This window comes from Pseudoalteromonas sp. QJM3NY_12, assembly GCF_056173165.1.
In genome coordinates this window covers 2,797,990-2,814,636 of record NZ_CM149661.1, presented here as the reverse complement: position 1 = coordinate 2,814,636, position 16,647 = coordinate 2,797,990, and the positions used below count along the sequence as shown (strand labels likewise).

Below are 16,647 nucleotides of genomic sequence, written 5' to 3'. Positions count from 1 at the left end.
ATAAGTAAGAACCGAGCAACAAAGAGTTAATTGCCCCTAGGCAGAACCCTTCGGGCAGCGCCTGTTTGGCATTTATTCGACGTTATCGCCTATTTATGGGGAATAACCACATTATACCCAAATTGCCTCAATATGCAGAATTCAGCTTTTCACAGGGACTTAATATCAAGGCGTTCCCTTTGCAATAATGGTCGTCCCTTTTAAAAAGGAACAACAAAGGGAGTAAGTTTCTGTGAAACGCCCTGCGGGTTGGTTTAAAAGCTATTTATACTGCGTTATTGATTGTAACAAGGGAATAACCATTATTTTCAATCAATGCCTTGTCAAAATAGCTTTTAATTCCAACTGAAACTCGCAGATTAAGGCAACTTGGGTATAGATAGGCTCTGCCTTGCCTAAATACCAAACAGACTGCTGCAAATTCAACCTTGAAAGGTCAACAGACCCCTAGTTAATTACTTAGCTTTAAACAGTGTGTACGTACAAATTCAGACGGTAGCTCGGTAATTACCGCTGCACGTTGTTTAGGGCAAAAGAATGCATATACTTCATTTGAAAAGTCATCATTAATAGAGCGGCTAACGCGGTATAAAGCGGAATTAAAACTGCTATCGATTCGAAAGTGATCTTTAACAACGTAATCCTTATCTAAGTACCATAATAATGTAACCCCTTCGTTATTAGCATATTGGGTAAGAACGGTACGTAAGGTTGAATCAGGTTGAAAGCGACGCGGGCCTACTTCTCCACTCCAATTTAAAGGCATGGGTTCTACTACAAAAGAGCGCTGGTTTAGCGCTCTGTCGAGACTAAGATCGGGTTTTTCGAGTTCAATTACAAATTTGTCATTGTCTTTATCGGTAGTAATCCTATCTCTAATTGATGCATAAAACCGCGACAACCCCTCAGCCGCAGCATTAGTGGTTTGTTGATAATTGAGTGACGATGTACCATTTAGTAAAAAGTAAATGGCTGCACCAATTAACAATAAAGCTAAAAGTATATATCTAATCCAAAACCACATGGCTGTTACTCGTCTTTGTTATTTTAATAACCCATCTTTAATAAAAAGATGGAGCGTCTTTATCTGGGCGTGTTTTAAAACGTCTATGCAACCACATATATTGTTCAGGGGCGGCATTTATTGATTGCTCCATGCGCTGATTAACACGTGTTACATCGGCTTTATCATCGCCGCTTGGGAAATTTTCAAGCTCAGGTACGATTTCTAAGTGATACTTTCCGTTGTTATCCCTGTAAGCAATTAAGCTCATTGTTTCGCAGTTTTTACTACCTGCAAACATTAGTGTACCAGTGGTGGTTGCTGTATCGGGTACTGCGTAAAAAGGCACAAACTCACAGCGGTTACGGCCATAATCCTGATCGGGTAAGTAATAACACAGCTTTTTATTTTTTAATGATTTTAATAATCCTTTTACGTCTTTTTTCCCAACCATGTATTCATTAGAGCGAAGACGTCCATTGGTGGTAAAGTATTCCATAAGCGGATTGTTATGCGGGCGGTAAAAGCCAATACCTTGGCACTTCAAACCCATTACACGACTTGTCATTTCAAGATGAAGTATATGTGGAACAAGTAATAAAACACCTTTTCCTGATTGTTGTACGCGCTCAAAGTGCTCAAGCCCTTTTATTGACCCGAGTACTTTTTTGACCCGCCATTGTGGCCACCACCAAGCCATACCGGTTTCAACCATGGCAATACCGGTATTTTCCATATTTTTAAGTACCAGTTGTTGTTGCTCGGCTTCGCTCATTGTGGGGAAACAGCGTTTAATATTAACCTCAGCAATATGCCTTCTACGCTTCATATATTTATGAACCAAGCGTCCTAGCTGCTTACCCATAGCTAATTGTAGTTTTTGCGGTAACCAAGAAATGAGATATAAAAACAAAACACCAATCCAGGTTAGCCAGTAACGAGGACCTAAAAAAGAGGCTTTAAAAGGGGATGAGTTAACCACAAAAATTTCTCTAAAAATAAAAGGCTAGGGTCTGTTGACCTTTGCGGATTAATATTTGTTCAAACTAGGGGCAATTTAATCGCGGCGCGAGGTTTGTAACCTAGTGGGCTAAGTAAAAACCGAGCAACAAAGAGTTAATTGCCCCTAGGCAGAACCCTTCGGGCAGCGCCTGTTTGGCATTAATGCGGCGTTATCGCCTATTAATGGGGAATAACCACACCACATAGGCTCTGCCTTGCCTTAATACCAAACAGGCTGCTGCAAATTTAACCTTGAAAGGTCAACAGACCCTAGTTTAACGCTATGTGTTAAAAAATACAAAAAGCCAGCAAAAAGCTGGCTTAAGTGATTATTTATAATGAAGTCGTCTGCTTAGTTAACAGTATTTAAACCTTGGTTTATACCCACTAAATCTTCACGGCTTAATGTTCCTGTCGCTTGTTTTAAGCGAAGCGTTGATACAACATAACGATAACGCACATCAGCAAGATTACGCTTTGCATTGTACAAGTTTTGCGTACTGATCAGTACATCAACGATTGTACGTGTACCTACTTCAAAACCCGCTTCAGTGGCTTTTAATGCGCTTTCTGCTGAGATAACCGCTTGCTCAAGCGCTTTGAATGTCGCAATGTCAGATACCACTTGATTGTAAGAAGTAATTACAGAGCGAGTTACTGCACGATAATCGGTTTCAAAATCTTGGCTAGCAGCAACGTAAAATGCACGTGCTTGATCTGTTGCAGCAACCGTTGCGCCACCTGAGTAAAGTGGTACGCTAAAGTTTAGTCCAATAGAGCTAGAATCTGAACGAGGTTGATCGTCAAAACTAACGCCATTTGACTCGCTATCTGTCAATGAGTCGCCGTAGCTAGCATTTAACGTTAGTTTTGGATAATGACCTGCTTTTGCGAGTTCAATTTGTTCTTTAGCTATATCAACCGTGATTTTTGATACCTGCAGATTCAAATTTTTGTCTTTAGCTATTTTAACTAAATCAGTTGCAGGCGTACTTGGCTTAACAGTAGAAAACGTTTTGGTGTTTAACATATCAAGTTTTGCGTGATACTTACCAGTGATCTCACGTAGCTGCTCACGGGCTGTTTCTACCGCATTATTAGCAATGATCTCTTGCGCTACTGAGTTATCAAATTGTGCTTGTGCTTCATGTACATCGGTAATAGCTGTTAAACCTACAGCGTAACGCTGTTTAGTTTGTTCAAGTTGGCGCTCAATGGCACGTTTTTCAGCTTGTACAAATTCAAGGTTATCAATAGCGCTAAGTACGTTAAAATAACCCTCAGCAACACGAACAATTAGGTTTTGCTTGGCAAAGTCGTATTGGCCGCTTGCTTGAAGTGCTTGTTTGTCGGCTATACCTAATGAATTCCATGCGCCTAAATCAAATAACGTTTGGCTTAAGCTAATACCACGAGAAAACTCGTCGCTTTCAGAATTAATTTTATTAATAGAAGATAAATCTTCAGATTGTCTGAAGGAAGTTGAGTCAGACTTTGTATAACCCATAGTCAAACCAATTTGCGGTAATAATGCGCTCATAGCGCGATCGCTTTGGTATGATTGAGCATCAGCTTGGGCTTTTGCTTTTAAAACGGTAGGATCGTTGGCTGTTGCGATTTCAAAAACTTGAAGTAAATCTTCAGCATTGGCTACGGTTGAGCCCAATGCGCATGATAAACTAACCAGTGCTGCAAGGATGTTCTTTTTCATGTGATGTTCGGTCCTTAGACAATTTTTGTACTACAGGCATGTTAACCTGTTTTACTTAATAACTAAAAAAAAAATTAGTAAAACAACGTTCTCAAGTGTAACAGAATATATACCTAACACGCCTCATTCGCTCAATTTAGCGTTTTAATGGGGCTTGCAATCAAGGCGTTGATGTATCTACGCTTTCAAAAAGGAAATAAAAAACATGGCGAATAAAAGTCGTACTCAATTTACCCATGATGATGTGAGATTAAAACCGGTTGAAAATTTGTATAAGGGGTTTTTTAAAATAAACCTTTATCAATTTCAGCATGCCTTGTTTGCAGGTGGAGAGTCTGAGGTTATTCGTCGAGAAATTTTAGAGCGTGGCGATGCGGTCGCGGTATTACCTTATGATCCAGTGACTGAGCAAGTATTGCTCATAGAACAAATTCGAATTGGCGCAATTAAAAGCAAACATACGCCTTGGCTGTTAGAATGTATAGCGGGTATGACCGATGACAGTGAAGATTACGAAGCGGTTGTTAAAAAAGAAGCGTTTGAAGAAGCAGGGCTTAATTTAACAGAACTTGAGTTTATGCTGTCTTACCTTTCAAGCCCCGGCGGTACTACAGAGCGTTTGTTCTTATATTTAGCTCACGCCGATTTAAGCCAAATGAGTACTGGCATTTATGGGTTAGAAACCGAAGGTGAAGATATTAAAACCCATATTATGCACGTAGACGAAGCACAGCAGCGACTTAATAGTGGTGAAATAGATAATGCCGCTACCGTAATTAGCTTGCAATGGTTAGCGCTAAATCGCGATAAGATACGTAAAAAGTGGGCATAGTTTTTAATTTTTAATAGTAATGGCGGTATTTTGACAGCAATTTTAACCACTAATCGGTACATTCAAAGCCTTCCAAAGTATTTAACGCTTTGTGAGCACAATTACGTACGCCTTTTAAAATTACTGCCTCATGATCGAGTGATTGGCAATGTAAGAGAAATTAAATTAGGCCACAGTGAATTTGCAATTCACATAGATGATAGTGCCAAATACACACTCGATGTGTCTATTAAACAGTTAAATGGCATGCTCGTTGGCATTGCACCGCTGTATTTAACGGTACGTTTGTACAATGATGCGAAGGTGGCTGAAATTGTTCATCATGACTACCACCAACGAATTAAGCCTTCTTATGGTTACCCTAACCCAAAAATGCATCAAAAAGATGAAAAATATCAGTTAAATGCTTTTTTGTATGACTGGTTGGTAGCGTGTGTTGAAAGAGGTCAATCAACACTTAATTGGGATGTAAATAATGGCTTGGTTTGATGACACTTATTATTTTGAACAAACTACGCTTCGAATTGCACACCTAACTGATTGCCACCTTTTTAGTGATAAAGATGCTGAATACTTTGGCGTTAATACCGCTGAACATTTTGTTAAAGCATTGGCCGATATAGCAAAGCAGCAGCCGGATGCGTTGATATTTGGTGGTGACCTAACGCAAGATCACAGCTTTAATTCGTATTTATTATTTGCAGAACTTATTCATAATAGTGACGTTGATTGCCCCGTATTTTGGGTGCCTGGTAACCATGATGAGATTGAACAGCTTAATTTAATTAGTGGTGGACAAATACAACACGCTAAACACATAGTGGCACAAGGAATTGAGCTAATATTAATTAACTCTAAAGGTGATACACCAGCAGGGTGGGTTAGCGCCACACATTTGGATGAAATTATGGCGTGCTTAGTTAATTCAAGCAATCGCCACATTGCATTTTGTCATCACAACCCATTGCCTATTAATGGCTACCTAGATAAACATATGCTAGAAAATGGGCCGCAACTATTAAATTTATTAGTTAATAATGGCCGCGTTGATGCGCTGTTTCATGGGCATGTTCACAATGACTACCAACAGCAGTTTAGAGGGCTTAATGTGTACGCCACTCCTGCAAGTTGCGTGCAGTTTAGTAAACACAGTGAGACTTGGCAGCAAGAAAATAAAGGGTCAGCTTATCGCATGCTGTATTTAAATGCTGAGCAACAACAGCTGCACATACACTCGGACGTGGTATGGTTAAACGGGTAATTTATATTCACGGTTTTAATAGCTCTGAAAAATCATATAAAGCTGTGCGCTTTGGTGAGCTTATGGCACACTATGATGTTGATTATTGTGTGCCGCGTTTAAATCATGAGCCTGTAGAGGCTATTATAGTGCTTGAACAACTATTAACACCGAATACCGTATTATTGGGCAGCTCGCTAGGTGGTTTTTTTGCCACGTATTTATCGCAGCGTTATCAAATTCCTGCGGTGGTAATTAATCCTGCCGTTGCCCCATATACATTATTAGAGCCTATACTTGGGCCTAATTATAATCCGTATCAAGATTATAATTACCAATTACAATCTCGTCATATAGATGCGTTAAAAGCATTAACGGTGACAGAGTTAAAACACCCTGAACTGATGTACTTATTACAGCAAACAGGGGATGAAGTGTTAAATTTTCAGCACGCAATAAAGTATTACTCACAATGTAAACAGTTAATTGAATTTGGCGGCGATCATAGCTTTAATGGCTTTGAGCGAGCTTTTTCAAGCATTGTCGATTTTCTTAAAATCAGATATTAGCGTATATAAAGATAAAAACTATGACTCAACAAAATTATAACGCCGAAGCCATTGAAGTACTTAATGGATTAGAGCCGGTAAAACGCCGCCCAGGCATGTATACAGATACCACAAGGCCAAACCATTTAGGCCAAGAGGTTATTGATAACAGTGTTGATGAGGCAATGGCTGGGCACGCAACACGTATTGATGTCATTTTACATGAAGATAATTCGCTTGAGGTGAGTGACGATGGCCGAGGTATGCCAATTGACATTCACCCAGAAGAAGGTATTCCAGGAGTTGAGTTAATATTTACTAAGCTGCATGCCGGCGGTAAGTTTTCAAACAAAAACTATCAATTCTCTGGTGGCTTGCATGGCGTAGGTATCTCGGTTGTTAATGCGCTATCTACCCGCGTGGAAGTAACGGTTCGCCGTGATGCGCAGCAATTTAGAATGGCTTTTGAGCATGGCGATAAAGTTGAAGATTTAAATGTTATTGGCTCAGTGGGTAAACGCAACACTGGTACTACGGTACGTTTTTGGCCAGATACCAGCTATTTTGACTCTGCTAATTTTTCTTTGACTAAGCTTAATCACTTATTAAAAGCTAAAGCGGTTTTATGTCCAGGCTTGCGTATTAAGTTTGTAAATAAACAAACGAAAGAAACCCAAGAGTGGTTTTATGAAACAGGCTTAAAAGATTACTTAATTGAAGCCGTTAAAGGTTACGAAATACTACCTAAAGACCCATTTGTGGGTGAGTTTTCAAGTTCTATTGAAGGCGCTGATTGGGCGGTAGTATGGATGCCTGAAGGTGGTGAGTCGATAGCCGAAAGTTATGTAAACTTAATTCCTACCGCGCAAGGGGGCACCCATGTAAATGGTCTGCGCCAAGGGCTTTTAGAGGCGATGCGTGAATTTTGTGAGTTTAGAAATTTATTACCACGTGGCGTAAAGCTCACCCCAGATGATATTTGGGAACGTTGTAGTTATGTGTTGTCGGTTAAAATGCAAGACCCACAATTTGCAGGGCAAACCAAAGAAAAACTCTCATCACGTTCATGTGCTGCGTTTGTATCGGGTGTAGTAAAAGATGCCTTTAGCTTATGGCTAAATGAGCACACTGACACCGCAGAGCTACTTTCTGAACTATGTATTTCAAATGCACAGCGTCGCTTACGTGCGGCTAAAAAAGTAGTACGTAAGCGAGTTACATCAGGCCCAGCATTACCAGGCAAACTGACCGATTGTAGTGCTGCTGATAATGACCGCACGGAATTATTTTTAGTAGAGGGTGACTCAGCAGGCGGTTCAGCTAAACAAGCGCGAGATCGTGAGTTCCAAGCAATTATGCCGCTAAGAGGTAAAATTTTAAATACTTGGGAAGTTGAATCAGGGCAAATTTTGGCCTCTCAAGAGGTGCACGATATTTCAGTCGCGCTAGGTATTGACCCTGACTCAACCGATATGTCGGGACTACGTTACAATAAAATATGTATATTAGCGGATGCTGACTCCGATGGACTGCATATTGCCACCTTACTGTGTGCCTTATTTGTACGCCATTTCCCACAATTAGTTAAAACTGGCCATGTGTATGTTGCTATGCCACCGTTATTTAGAATTGATATTGGTAAAGATGTTTACTACGCGCTGGATGAAGATGAAAAAACCGGTATTTTAGCGCGCATAGAAGCAGAAAAAAAACGTGGCAAAGTAAACGTACAACGCTTTAAAGGTTTGGGTGAAATGAACCCGCTACAATTGCGTGAAACAACTATGGACCCTAATACTCGTCGTTTAGTGCAACTCACTCTTGATGAGGAGCAGCAAACAATGGAAATGATGGATATGCTACTCGCTAAAAAGCGCTCATCAGATCGCCGTCAATGGCTAGAGGATCATGGTAATAAGGCACAAGTTTAATAAGCCTTTGGGCTTTAAAACAGGAGAGGCAAATGAATAAATTATTTAGCACACTGTTGTTATTCGGCTTAATATCATCGCCAGTGATGGCGAAAAATATACTCGACAAGCTGACCGCTGCACCGGGTTTTGAAATCAGCTTATTTGCTGATGATGTTGAAAATGCACGGCAAATTGCAGTATCAAGCCGAGGTATTGTGTATGCAGGTTCTCGTAAGGCGGGCAATGTGTATGCACTGATTGACCATAACAGCGATGGCGTGGCAGATAAAAAAATAGTGATTGCAGAGGGATTAAATATGCCCTCGGGATTAGCAATTAAAGGCGGTGACTTATATGTCGGTGAAGTGCACCGTATTATTCGTTTTAAAAATATCGATAAACACCTCAAAAACCCTGAGTATGAAGTGTTTTATAGCGATTTACCGTCAGAGCGTCATCATGGTTGGAAATTTTTGCGTTTTGCACCAAACGGCCAGCTGATAATTCCTGTGGGCGTACCGTGTAATATTTGTGAGGAAGATGCTCGCTTTGGCCGTATTTTTTCGTTAAATACCGATACCAAAGAAATAACGACTTTAGCCAAAGGTGTACGTAATACGGTGGGTTTTGACTTTCATCCTAGTACGCAAATGCTATGGTTTAGCGATAACGGCCGCGACATGATGGGGGATGATATTCCTCCCGATGAGCTAAACCTAGTCACTAAGGAAGAAGAGCACTTTGGTTTTCCATACGTGCATGGTGGCGTTATTGTTGATCCTGAGTTTGGTGAAGGCAAAAATATTGCTAGTTACACTCAACCTGCATTGGCATTGGGTGCGCATGTTGCGCCACTAGGTATTCATTTTTATACCGGCAAACAGTTCCCAGATAGCTACAAACAACAGTTGTTTGTTGCTGAGCATGGTTCATGGAATCGCTCTAAAAAGGTCGGTTATAAAGTGGCTGTGGCAACCATAGAAAATGCCAAAGTAACTAAATATACGCCATTGATCACCGGCTTTATGCAAGACGAAACGACATTTGGACGCCCTGTTGCATTTGCACAATTAAATGATGGCAGTCTATTGGTAAGCGATGATTACGCAAACGTAATTTACCGCGTAAGCTATAAGAAAAACTAGGTAAGCTTTAATGAGTGATACAGATACCTTGCTAATGCAAGGAATTGAACAGCAAACAATGGGGCGTTTTACCGAAGACGCCTATTTAAATTATTCAATGTACGTGATCATGGATCGTGCCTTACCGCACGTTGGTGACGGCTTAAAACCCGTTCAGCGTCGTATTATTTATGCGATGAGTGAATTGGGATTATCGGCAAGTGCTAAATACAAAAAATCAGCCCGTACCGTGGGTGATGTATTAGGTAAATACCATCCTCATGGTGATAGTGCCTGTTATGAAGCCATGGTACTTATGGCGCAGCCGTTTTCTTATCGCTACCCGTTAGTTGATGGTCAGGGTAACTGGGGTGCAGCTGACGATCCTAAGTCGTTTGCGGCAATGCGTTATACTGAAGCGCGTTTATCTAAATTCTCTGAAGTATTACTTAAAGAGTTAGGCCAAGGGACCGTTGATTGGACGCCAAACTTCGACGGCACCATGGATGAGCCTTTAGTATTGCCATCGCGCTTACCGCATATATTACTTAATGGTGTCACCGGTATTGCGGTAGGTATGGCAACCGATATACCGCCGCATAATGTGCGTGAAGTAGCCAGTGCCTGTTGTTTATTACTTGATAAACCAAAAACAGAGCTCGAAGAGTTACTGGATTTAGTACATGCGCCAGATTACCCAACTGATGCTGAAATAATTACGCCAAAAGCTGATATTCACAAAATTTATAAAACTGGCCGTGGCTCAATTAAAATGCGCGCTGTGTATTGTGAAGAGCAAGGCGATATAGTTATTACTGCGTTACCGCATCAATGTTCGGGTGCAAAAGTACTTGAGCAAATTGCAGCGCAAATGAATGCTAAAAAGTTGCCAATGGTAGCCGATTTACGTGATGAATCTGATCATGAAAATCCGACCCGCATTGTGATTGTGCCGCGTTCAAACCGAATTAAAGCTGAGCCATTAATGGCACACTTATTTGCCACCACCGATCTTGAAAAAAATTACCGCGTAAATTTAAATATGCTCGGCTTAGATGGCCGTCCACAGGTTAAAGATTTACGAAGTATTTTAACAGAGTGGTTAACCTTTAGACGCGAAACGGTACGTCGTCGCTTGCAATATCGACTTGATAAAGTGCTGGCACGATTACATATTTTAGAAGGTTTACTAGCTGCCTTTTTAAATATTGATGAAGTTATAGAAATCATCCGCTCTGAAGATAAGCCTAAACCAATATTGATGGAGCGCTTTGATTTAACCGATATTCAAGCAGAAGCCATTTTAGAATTAAAACTTCGCCATTTGGCAAAACTTGAAGAGTTTAAAATTCGTGGTGAGCAAGATGAATTGGCGAAAGAGCGTGACAAATTAGAGCAAACACTGGGCTCAGACCGTCGCATGTCGACCTTATTGAAAAAAGAAATTCAAGAAGCTGCAGAAATGTATGGTGATGATCGCCGCTCGCCTGTGATTGAGCGTGTAGAAGCCAAAGCACTGAGCGAAAAAGATTTAATACCATCAGAGTCAGTAACCGTGGTGCTATCAGATAAAGGCTGGGCACGTGTTGGTAAGGGGCATGATTTAGATGTGGAAGGATTAAATTACAGAGCTGGTGATGGCTATAGAGCATCAGCTCGAGGTAAAAGTAATCAGCCTGCGGTATTTTTAGATTCAGCCGGGCGTGCATTTGCCACTGATGCTCACAGTCTCCCTTCAGCGCGAAGCCAAGGCGAGCCAATGACAGGGCGCTTTAATCTAACCTCAGGCGCAAGCTTTGAGCACGTAGTTATGGGTGAAGACACTCAAGTGTTGTTAATGGCCTCCGACGCTGGTTATGGCTTTATTACTGACTTTAAAGATTTAGTGAGTAAAAACAAAAACGGTAAAGCGTTAGTGAGTGTGCCAAAAGGTGGTGTATTACTTTCTCCAATTCGCGTTAACGACGTGGCTACTGACTACTGTATGGCTATTTCTAACGAAGGGCGGATGTTGTTATTCCCACTGCGAGACCTCCCTAAGCTAGGTAAGGGTAAGGGCAATAAAATTATTTCTATTCCGGGTGCGAAAGTGCAAGCCCGCGAAGAGTTTGTAAAAGTATTAGCTGTTGTGCCGCAAGGCAGCAGTGTAACGCTGCATGCAGGTAAGCGTAAGCTGACCCTTAAACCAAGCGATCTTGAGCATTACCATGGCGAGCGAGGCCGCAGAGGGAATAAGTTACCTCGTGGTTTACAGCGCGTAGATGAAGCTGTGGTAGAGTTAACACCGCAGCAAGTAGATGAACCAAGCTCAGACGCATAGCCAAGTTAATCCTGAGATCAAATTAGATGAAATTAGAAAACGGCTTACCTAGGTAAGCCGTTTTTTTATGACTGTTTTATTTCAGCGCACGCTTGTGCGCTATTTTCTCGTCTACGCAACAAAATAACGTTATAATAGAGCAATACATGATTGTGGTTATATTGGAGAGGCGCATTTGCTAGCTGTTATACGTATTTTAATAATGCTGTTGTTTATATTGTTAAGTTGTTTTTTTGGTTTGTTATTATCAATATTTAGACCATTTCATCCTAATAATGTGCACGTTATTGCAAGTTGGTTTGGTTCAATGGCTAAAATGCTTGGGGTTAAATTAGAACTAAAATATCATCCCGATGCGCTTAAGGTGGGGCCTGCTGTGTATGTAGCGAATCATCAAAATAGCTATGACTTATTTACTGTTCCAGCCATGGTGCCAAAAAATTGTGTGAGTGTTGGCAAAAAAAGTCTGAAGTGGATCCCATTTTTTGGTCAGCTTTATTGGTTGTCGGGTAATATTTTAATCGACAGAGCAAATCGCTCTAAAGCGGCAGGCACTATTTCTAAAGCAGCGGCTAAAATAAAACAAAAAGGCTTATCGGTGTGGATGTTCCCTGAGGGGACGCGTAGTTATGGTCGTGGTTTACTCCCCTTTAAAACCGGTGCGTTTCATACAGCAATGAGTGCAGAGGTACCTGTTGTGCCAGTATGTATGAACACAACCGATAAAACCATTAAACTAAATCGCTGGGATAATGGTACAATTTACATTGAAATGTTAGCCCCCATAGCACTTGATAACAGTATCAGTGCACGTGAACATGCTAAAAGTGTGCACAGCATTATGGCTGCTAAAATAACAGAATTAGATGCTCAAGTGAGAGAGAAATAATGGAAAACTGGCGTGAAATAAGTGAAGACATCGTAACTTCATTACTTGAAGATGGTTCCGACCCGGAAATTCTTTATGAAGTAGAACACCACTTTGTATGTGAAGACTTTACTAAGTTAGAACAAGCTGCACTTGCTGCGTTTAAACTAGGTTACGATGTAGAAGAGCCAGCAGAACTTGAGCTTGAAGACGGCGAAAAGATTTGGAGTTTTGACATTGTTGTTGAAGCCGAATTAGATGTTGACGTTATAATGGAAGACGTTGATAAGCTTGCACAACTCGCTGTTGAATGCGACGTAGAATACGACGGTTGGGGCACTTACTTTCAAGAGTAAGGGTTACCAATGCAAAAGGCGAACAATTATGTTCGCCTTTTTTGTGTCTTATTGGATCTGTATTGTAATTACAGCCACTTTTTATTTTTAAAGTAAATACCAATCCCACCAGTCAAAACAACCAAAAACACCACAAATGCAGTGAATGCATATGGGCTGTTTGTGCCAGGTATACCGCCAACATTGACCCCCAATAACCCAGTCAAAAATCCCAGTGGTAAAAATAAAGCAGCCACCACCGACATCACATACATACGCTGATTTAATTGCTCAGACACTTGGTTAGTAATGGTTTGCTGAATAACGAGTGCACGCTCTATTGAACTATCGAGCTCTTCTAAATAGCGAATAAGTAAATTGGTGGTTTCATTTAGCTTGGCTTTATCATCGTCAAACAGCCACGAGTAATGATTATTAACCATGTTGCTGAGCGCTTCCTTTTGTGGTTTTAAGTACCGTTTTAGCGCGATTGTTTGACGGCGAAGTTGCGACAAGCCCTGGTTATCAAACTTTTTACTAGGCTCATCAATTTCTTCTTCAAACTCATCTAAGCTTTCATCTAGTTCATCTATTACCGTTTGCATACGTGAAGTTAACTTTTGCGCTAAGCTACACACTAGTTCAGAAATACTGCTAGGCCCCTCATTATTATTCAACGAGGTTAAAATATCTTGCACTGACAATAATCGGCGCTTACGGGTAGTGATCACCACATCTTTATTAATAAATAAGCGAATAGACACCATGTCTTCAGGGCTTTGCGCTGGATTTAAATTGATTCCACGTAAAAACAGCATATGGCCATTCATTGTAGGAGTAATACGAGGGCGTGTTTCATCTGCGGTAAGTGATTCAAGTTCGTAGTCGTTTAATTGGCCGCAGTTTTTTAACCAATCAACGGCTTCTTTTTGACTGTAATCCATATGTACCCACAGTTTTCCATCAGTAGGTTGCCATTGATGTAATTGTTTACTGTTTTCTATTGGGCGAGCGCCGCCTTGTTCATCAAGAATAAGCGCATGAAGTAAGCCGTTAATCATAATAATTTCTCATAAATAGTATGTTTTTAATACAGTTTTACTGTAGTGTATTTAACTTAGCTTTACTTTGAAGAGTTAAGCAACAAAAAGTTATTTTTTAGCCTATGGTTAAGTGTACACATTAGAGGGCATTGTTAACCGAGTAAACTTAAAAGATCAATCAAATCGACTTATCGAGTGGATGAATTTATTTTGCTGGTGTTTTATTAGCGGTAGCGTATAAAACACTTTTTTACTAAGGGCGCATTTATGACGACAAAAATAACAGTTGGTTGGCGTGAGTGGTTAAGTTTACCCGAGCTAGGTATCGAGCAAATTAAAGCAAAAATAGATACTGGTGCGCGTACTTCCTGTATTCATGCAATTAATATTGAAGAGTACGAAGTAGATGGCGAAAAGTGGGTTAAATTTACAGCCCAACCATTGCAAGAAGACGAGCAAACGCAAATTACCTGCAATGCCAAAGTTAAAAAAATGAAGTACGTTACCAGCTCTAGTGGCCAAAAAGAATTGCGTTACTTTATTGAAACTACATTGCATGCAGGCGAATTTAGTTGGCCAATAGAAATTACATTAACAAGTCGTGCGTCAATGAAGTTTAGAATGTTGTTAGGGCGCACAGCAATGGAAAATCGTATAGTCGTTGATCCGGCTTTATCACACTTATTATAAGGATTCGTTGAGTAGTAAATACACTTACATGTGCTTACTCAACATAATTTAGTTAAGGTTTTAACTATGAAAATTGGTATTTTATCTCGTAACAAAAAATTATATTCAACGCGTCGTTTAATTGAAGCTGCTGAGGCGCGCGGACATGAAGTGAAAGTTATTGATGCGTTACGCTCTTATATGAACATAAACTCAGAGCAACCTGAAATTCATTATCGTGGTGAAAATCTAAAAGATTTCGATGCTATCGTGCCACGTATTGGTGCATCGGTTACATTTTATGGTTGTGCTGTATTACGCCAATTTGAAATGATGGGAGTGTTCCCTGTTAATGAATCTGTGGCTATTTCTCGCTCTCGCGATAAATTACGTTCTTTGCAATTACTATCACGTAAAGGTGTAGGTATGCCGGTCACAGGCTTTGCCAGCAAGCCGGATGACGTAAAAGATTTATTAGAAATGGTAGGCGGTGCACCGGTTGTTATTAAATTACTGGAAGGTACTCAAGGTATTGGTGTGGTATTGGCTGAAACACGTAAAGCAGCTGAAAGTGTTATTGAAGCATTTATGGGCTTAAAAGCCAATATCATGGTGCAAGAGTATATTAAAGAAGCTGGCGGTGCAGACATTCGTTGTTTTGTACTGGGTGATAAAGTGATTGCAGCAATGAAACGCCAAGCGCAAGAAGGCGAGTTCCGCTCTAATCTTCATCGTGGTGGTAGTGCTACACTGGTGCGTATTACCCCAGAAGAGCGTAAAACAGCGGTTGCAGCGGCAAAAGCAATGGGCTTAAACGTTGCTGGCGTTGACCTACTTCGCTCATCTCGTGGTCCTTTGGTTATGGAAGTAAATTCATCGCCAGGCCTTGAGGGAATTGAAGTGGCAACAGGTAAAGATATCGCGGGTATGGTGATTGATTTCATCGAAAAAACGGCCTCAGTGAAAGGAACAGCAACACGTGGCAAAGGTTAAAATTAACCGTCCTTTTACCTTATTAGGTGAAAGTATTGGCGTGGGTGAGCGAAAATCACTGGCGCTGGAAGCTGCAAAGCTTTATACCCATTCACCGCTTAATATTCCTATTGAAGTGGTCAATGGTGTAATGGAAGGTCCTGTATTGATGGTATGTGCGGCAATACATGGCGATGAGCTAAATGGAGTTGAAGTAGTGCGCCAGCTACTGGCTAAAATCGACCCTAGCCAGCTACGAGGCACATTAATAGCGGTGCCGATTGTGAATGTATTTGGTTTTATTCATAAGTCGCGTTACTTGCCTGACCGTCGTGATATGAACCGAAGCTTTCCAGGCTCTGAACGTGGCTCGTTAGCAGGTCGTATGGCGTATATGTTTTTTAACCAAGTTGCTGTGCACTGTACGCATATTATAGATTTACATACGGGGGCGATTCACCGTACTAACTTACCGCAAATACGTGCTAATTTAGCCGATGAAGCTACAGCGCAAATGGCTAAGGCCTTTGGCACACCAGCTGTAATTAACGCATCACTGCGCAATGGTTCACTACGTAGTGAAGCGGCTAATTTGGGCATACCCGTTATTACCTACGAAGCCGGTGAGGCGCTGCGCTTTGACCCGATTGCGATTGCTGCGGGAGTACAAGGGGTTGATTATGTTATGCGCCATTTAAAAATGATGCGCGGTAAACGACCAAAAAAACTACCTGAGCCGATTATTGCTGGTTCAACAAGTTGGGTACGTGCTGAGGTTGACGGCATAGTAAGAGCGCAAGTATCGTTAGGTGAACGTGTCACAAAGGGGCAAATACTGGCGTATATAAGTAGCCCACTTGGCGACTCTGAGCTTGAATTACTCGCTCCACGTAGTGGTATTATTATTGGTCAGCAAACCATGCCTCTAGTAAATGAAGGCGATGCCGTATTCCACATTGCTTATTTTGCACATGCAAATAGCCTGGTAGAGCAGCAGCTAGAAACGTTTATTGATGAGATAAATGACTTAGATGATGAACTGAAAACGGCTGAGCTGAATAATTAAC

General features: G+C 41.0%; 16 protein-coding genes. 12 read left to right on the top strand and 4 right to left on the bottom strand.

Going from position 1 to position 16,647, the window contains the following annotated elements; genetic code table 11:
• Window positions 1-451: 451 nt before the first annotated feature.
• The 3 genes from AC0VZ5_RS13215 to tolC form a co-directional block, all read right to left on the bottom strand.
• A complete protein-coding gene (locus tag AC0VZ5_RS13215; RefSeq protein ID WP_138609258.1) occupies window positions 452-1,024 on the bottom strand; it encodes a toxin co-regulated pilus biosynthesis Q family protein in 573 nt (190 codons plus the stop codon).
• A gap of 37 nt (window positions 1,025-1,061) precedes the next feature.
• Window positions 1,062-1,985, bottom strand: coding sequence for an LpxL/LpxP family Kdo(2)-lipid IV(A) lauroyl/palmitoleoyl acyltransferase (gene lpxL, locus AC0VZ5_RS13210; protein WP_069439864.1), 924 nt, complete (start codon window positions 1,983-1,985; stop codon window positions 1,062-1,064).
• Window positions 1,986-2,357: 372 nt separating this feature from the next.
• Entirely contained in the window at window positions 2,358-3,716 is a 1,359-nt protein-coding gene (tolC, locus tag AC0VZ5_RS13205) for an outer membrane channel protein TolC (protein ID WP_138608421.1), read from the bottom strand.
• 205 nt (window positions 3,717-3,921) lie between these two features.
• Here tolC and AC0VZ5_RS13200 point away from each other — a divergent pair, with 205 nt between their 5' ends.
• From AC0VZ5_RS13200 to rraB, 9 genes are all read left to right on the top strand, one after another.
• Window positions 3,922-4,548, top strand: coding sequence for an NUDIX domain-containing protein (locus AC0VZ5_RS13200; protein ID WP_138608423.1), 627 nt, complete (start codon window positions 3,922-3,924; stop codon window positions 4,546-4,548).
• Window positions 4,549-4,578: 30 nt separating this feature from the next.
• Window positions 4,579-5,037, top strand: a complete 459-nt coding sequence (locus tag AC0VZ5_RS13195) for a DUF1249 domain-containing protein (protein WP_138608425.1) — start codon at window positions 4,579-4,581, stop codon at window positions 5,035-5,037.
• A complete protein-coding gene (locus tag AC0VZ5_RS13190) occupies window positions 5,024-5,809 on the top strand; it encodes a metallophosphoesterase (RefSeq protein WP_138608427.1) in 786 nt (261 codons plus the stop codon). Before AC0VZ5_RS13195 ends, AC0VZ5_RS13190 begins: the two co-directional genes overlap by 14 nt.
• Window positions 5,794-6,357, top strand: coding sequence for a YqiA/YcfP family alpha/beta fold hydrolase (locus AC0VZ5_RS13185; protein ID WP_475473194.1), 564 nt, complete (start codon window positions 5,794-5,796; stop codon window positions 6,355-6,357). The genes AC0VZ5_RS13190 and AC0VZ5_RS13185 overlap by 16 nt, the downstream gene beginning before the upstream one ends.
• Window positions 6,358-6,377: 20 nt before the next feature.
• The gene (parE, locus tag AC0VZ5_RS13180; protein WP_024600809.1) at window positions 6,378-8,267 is read left to right on the top strand and encodes a DNA topoisomerase IV subunit B; all 1,890 of its coding nucleotides are present in this window, start codon (window positions 6,378-6,380) and stop codon (window positions 8,265-8,267) included.
• Window positions 8,268-8,299: 32 nt separating this feature from the next.
• Complete coding sequence (locus AC0VZ5_RS13175; protein ID WP_475473191.1) at window positions 8,300-9,394, top strand: PQQ-dependent sugar dehydrogenase; 1,095 nt, start codon at window positions 8,300-8,302, stop codon at window positions 9,392-9,394.
• Window positions 9,395-9,404: 10 nt separating this feature from the next.
• On the top strand, window positions 9,405-11,693 hold the full coding sequence (gene parC / locus AC0VZ5_RS13170) for a DNA topoisomerase IV subunit A (RefSeq protein WP_138608435.1): 2,289 nt from the start codon (window positions 9,405-9,407) through the stop codon (window positions 11,691-11,693).
• 175 nt (window positions 11,694-11,868) lie between these two features.
• Entirely contained in the window at window positions 11,869-12,582 is a 714-nt protein-coding gene (locus AC0VZ5_RS13165; RefSeq protein WP_178956564.1) for a 1-acylglycerol-3-phosphate O-acyltransferase, read from the top strand.
• Window positions 12,582-12,917: a ribonuclease E inhibitor RraB gene (gene rraB / locus AC0VZ5_RS13160; protein WP_008110603.1), complete on the top strand. Its 336-nt coding sequence runs from the start codon at window positions 12,582-12,584 to the stop codon at window positions 12,915-12,917. Before AC0VZ5_RS13165 ends, rraB begins: the two co-directional genes overlap by 1 nt.
• A gap of 68 nt (window positions 12,918-12,985) precedes the next feature.
• Here the strand turns inward: rraB and AC0VZ5_RS13155 are convergent, their stop codons facing one another.
• Window positions 12,986-13,957, bottom strand: a complete 972-nt coding sequence (locus tag AC0VZ5_RS13155; RefSeq protein WP_475473187.1) for a zinc transporter ZntB — start codon at window positions 13,955-13,957, stop codon at window positions 12,986-12,988.
• Window positions 13,958-14,206: 249 nt separating this feature from the next.
• Here AC0VZ5_RS13155 and AC0VZ5_RS13150 point away from each other — a divergent pair, with 249 nt between their 5' ends.
• The 3 genes from AC0VZ5_RS13150 (at window position 14,207) to AC0VZ5_RS13140 (ending at window position 16,646) form a co-directional block, all read left to right on the top strand.
• Complete coding sequence (locus AC0VZ5_RS13150) at window positions 14,207-14,629, top strand: ATP-dependent zinc protease family protein (RefSeq protein ID WP_010391555.1); 423 nt, start codon at window positions 14,207-14,209, stop codon at window positions 14,627-14,629.
• A gap of 66 nt (window positions 14,630-14,695) precedes the next feature.
• Window positions 14,696-15,601 carry a 30S ribosomal protein S6--L-glutamate ligase gene (gene rimK / locus AC0VZ5_RS13145; protein WP_008467750.1) on the top strand — a complete coding sequence of 302 codons (906 nt, stop codon included), beginning with the start codon at window positions 14,696-14,698 and terminating at the stop codon, window positions 15,599-15,601.
• Window positions 15,588-16,646 carry a succinylglutamate desuccinylase/aspartoacylase family protein gene (locus tag AC0VZ5_RS13140; RefSeq protein ID WP_198523671.1) on the top strand — a complete coding sequence of 353 codons (1,059 nt, stop codon included), beginning with the start codon at window positions 15,588-15,590 and terminating at the stop codon, window positions 16,644-16,646. Before rimK ends, AC0VZ5_RS13140 begins: the two co-directional genes overlap by 14 nt.
• The last annotated feature ends 1 nt before the right edge of the window (window position 16,647 follow it).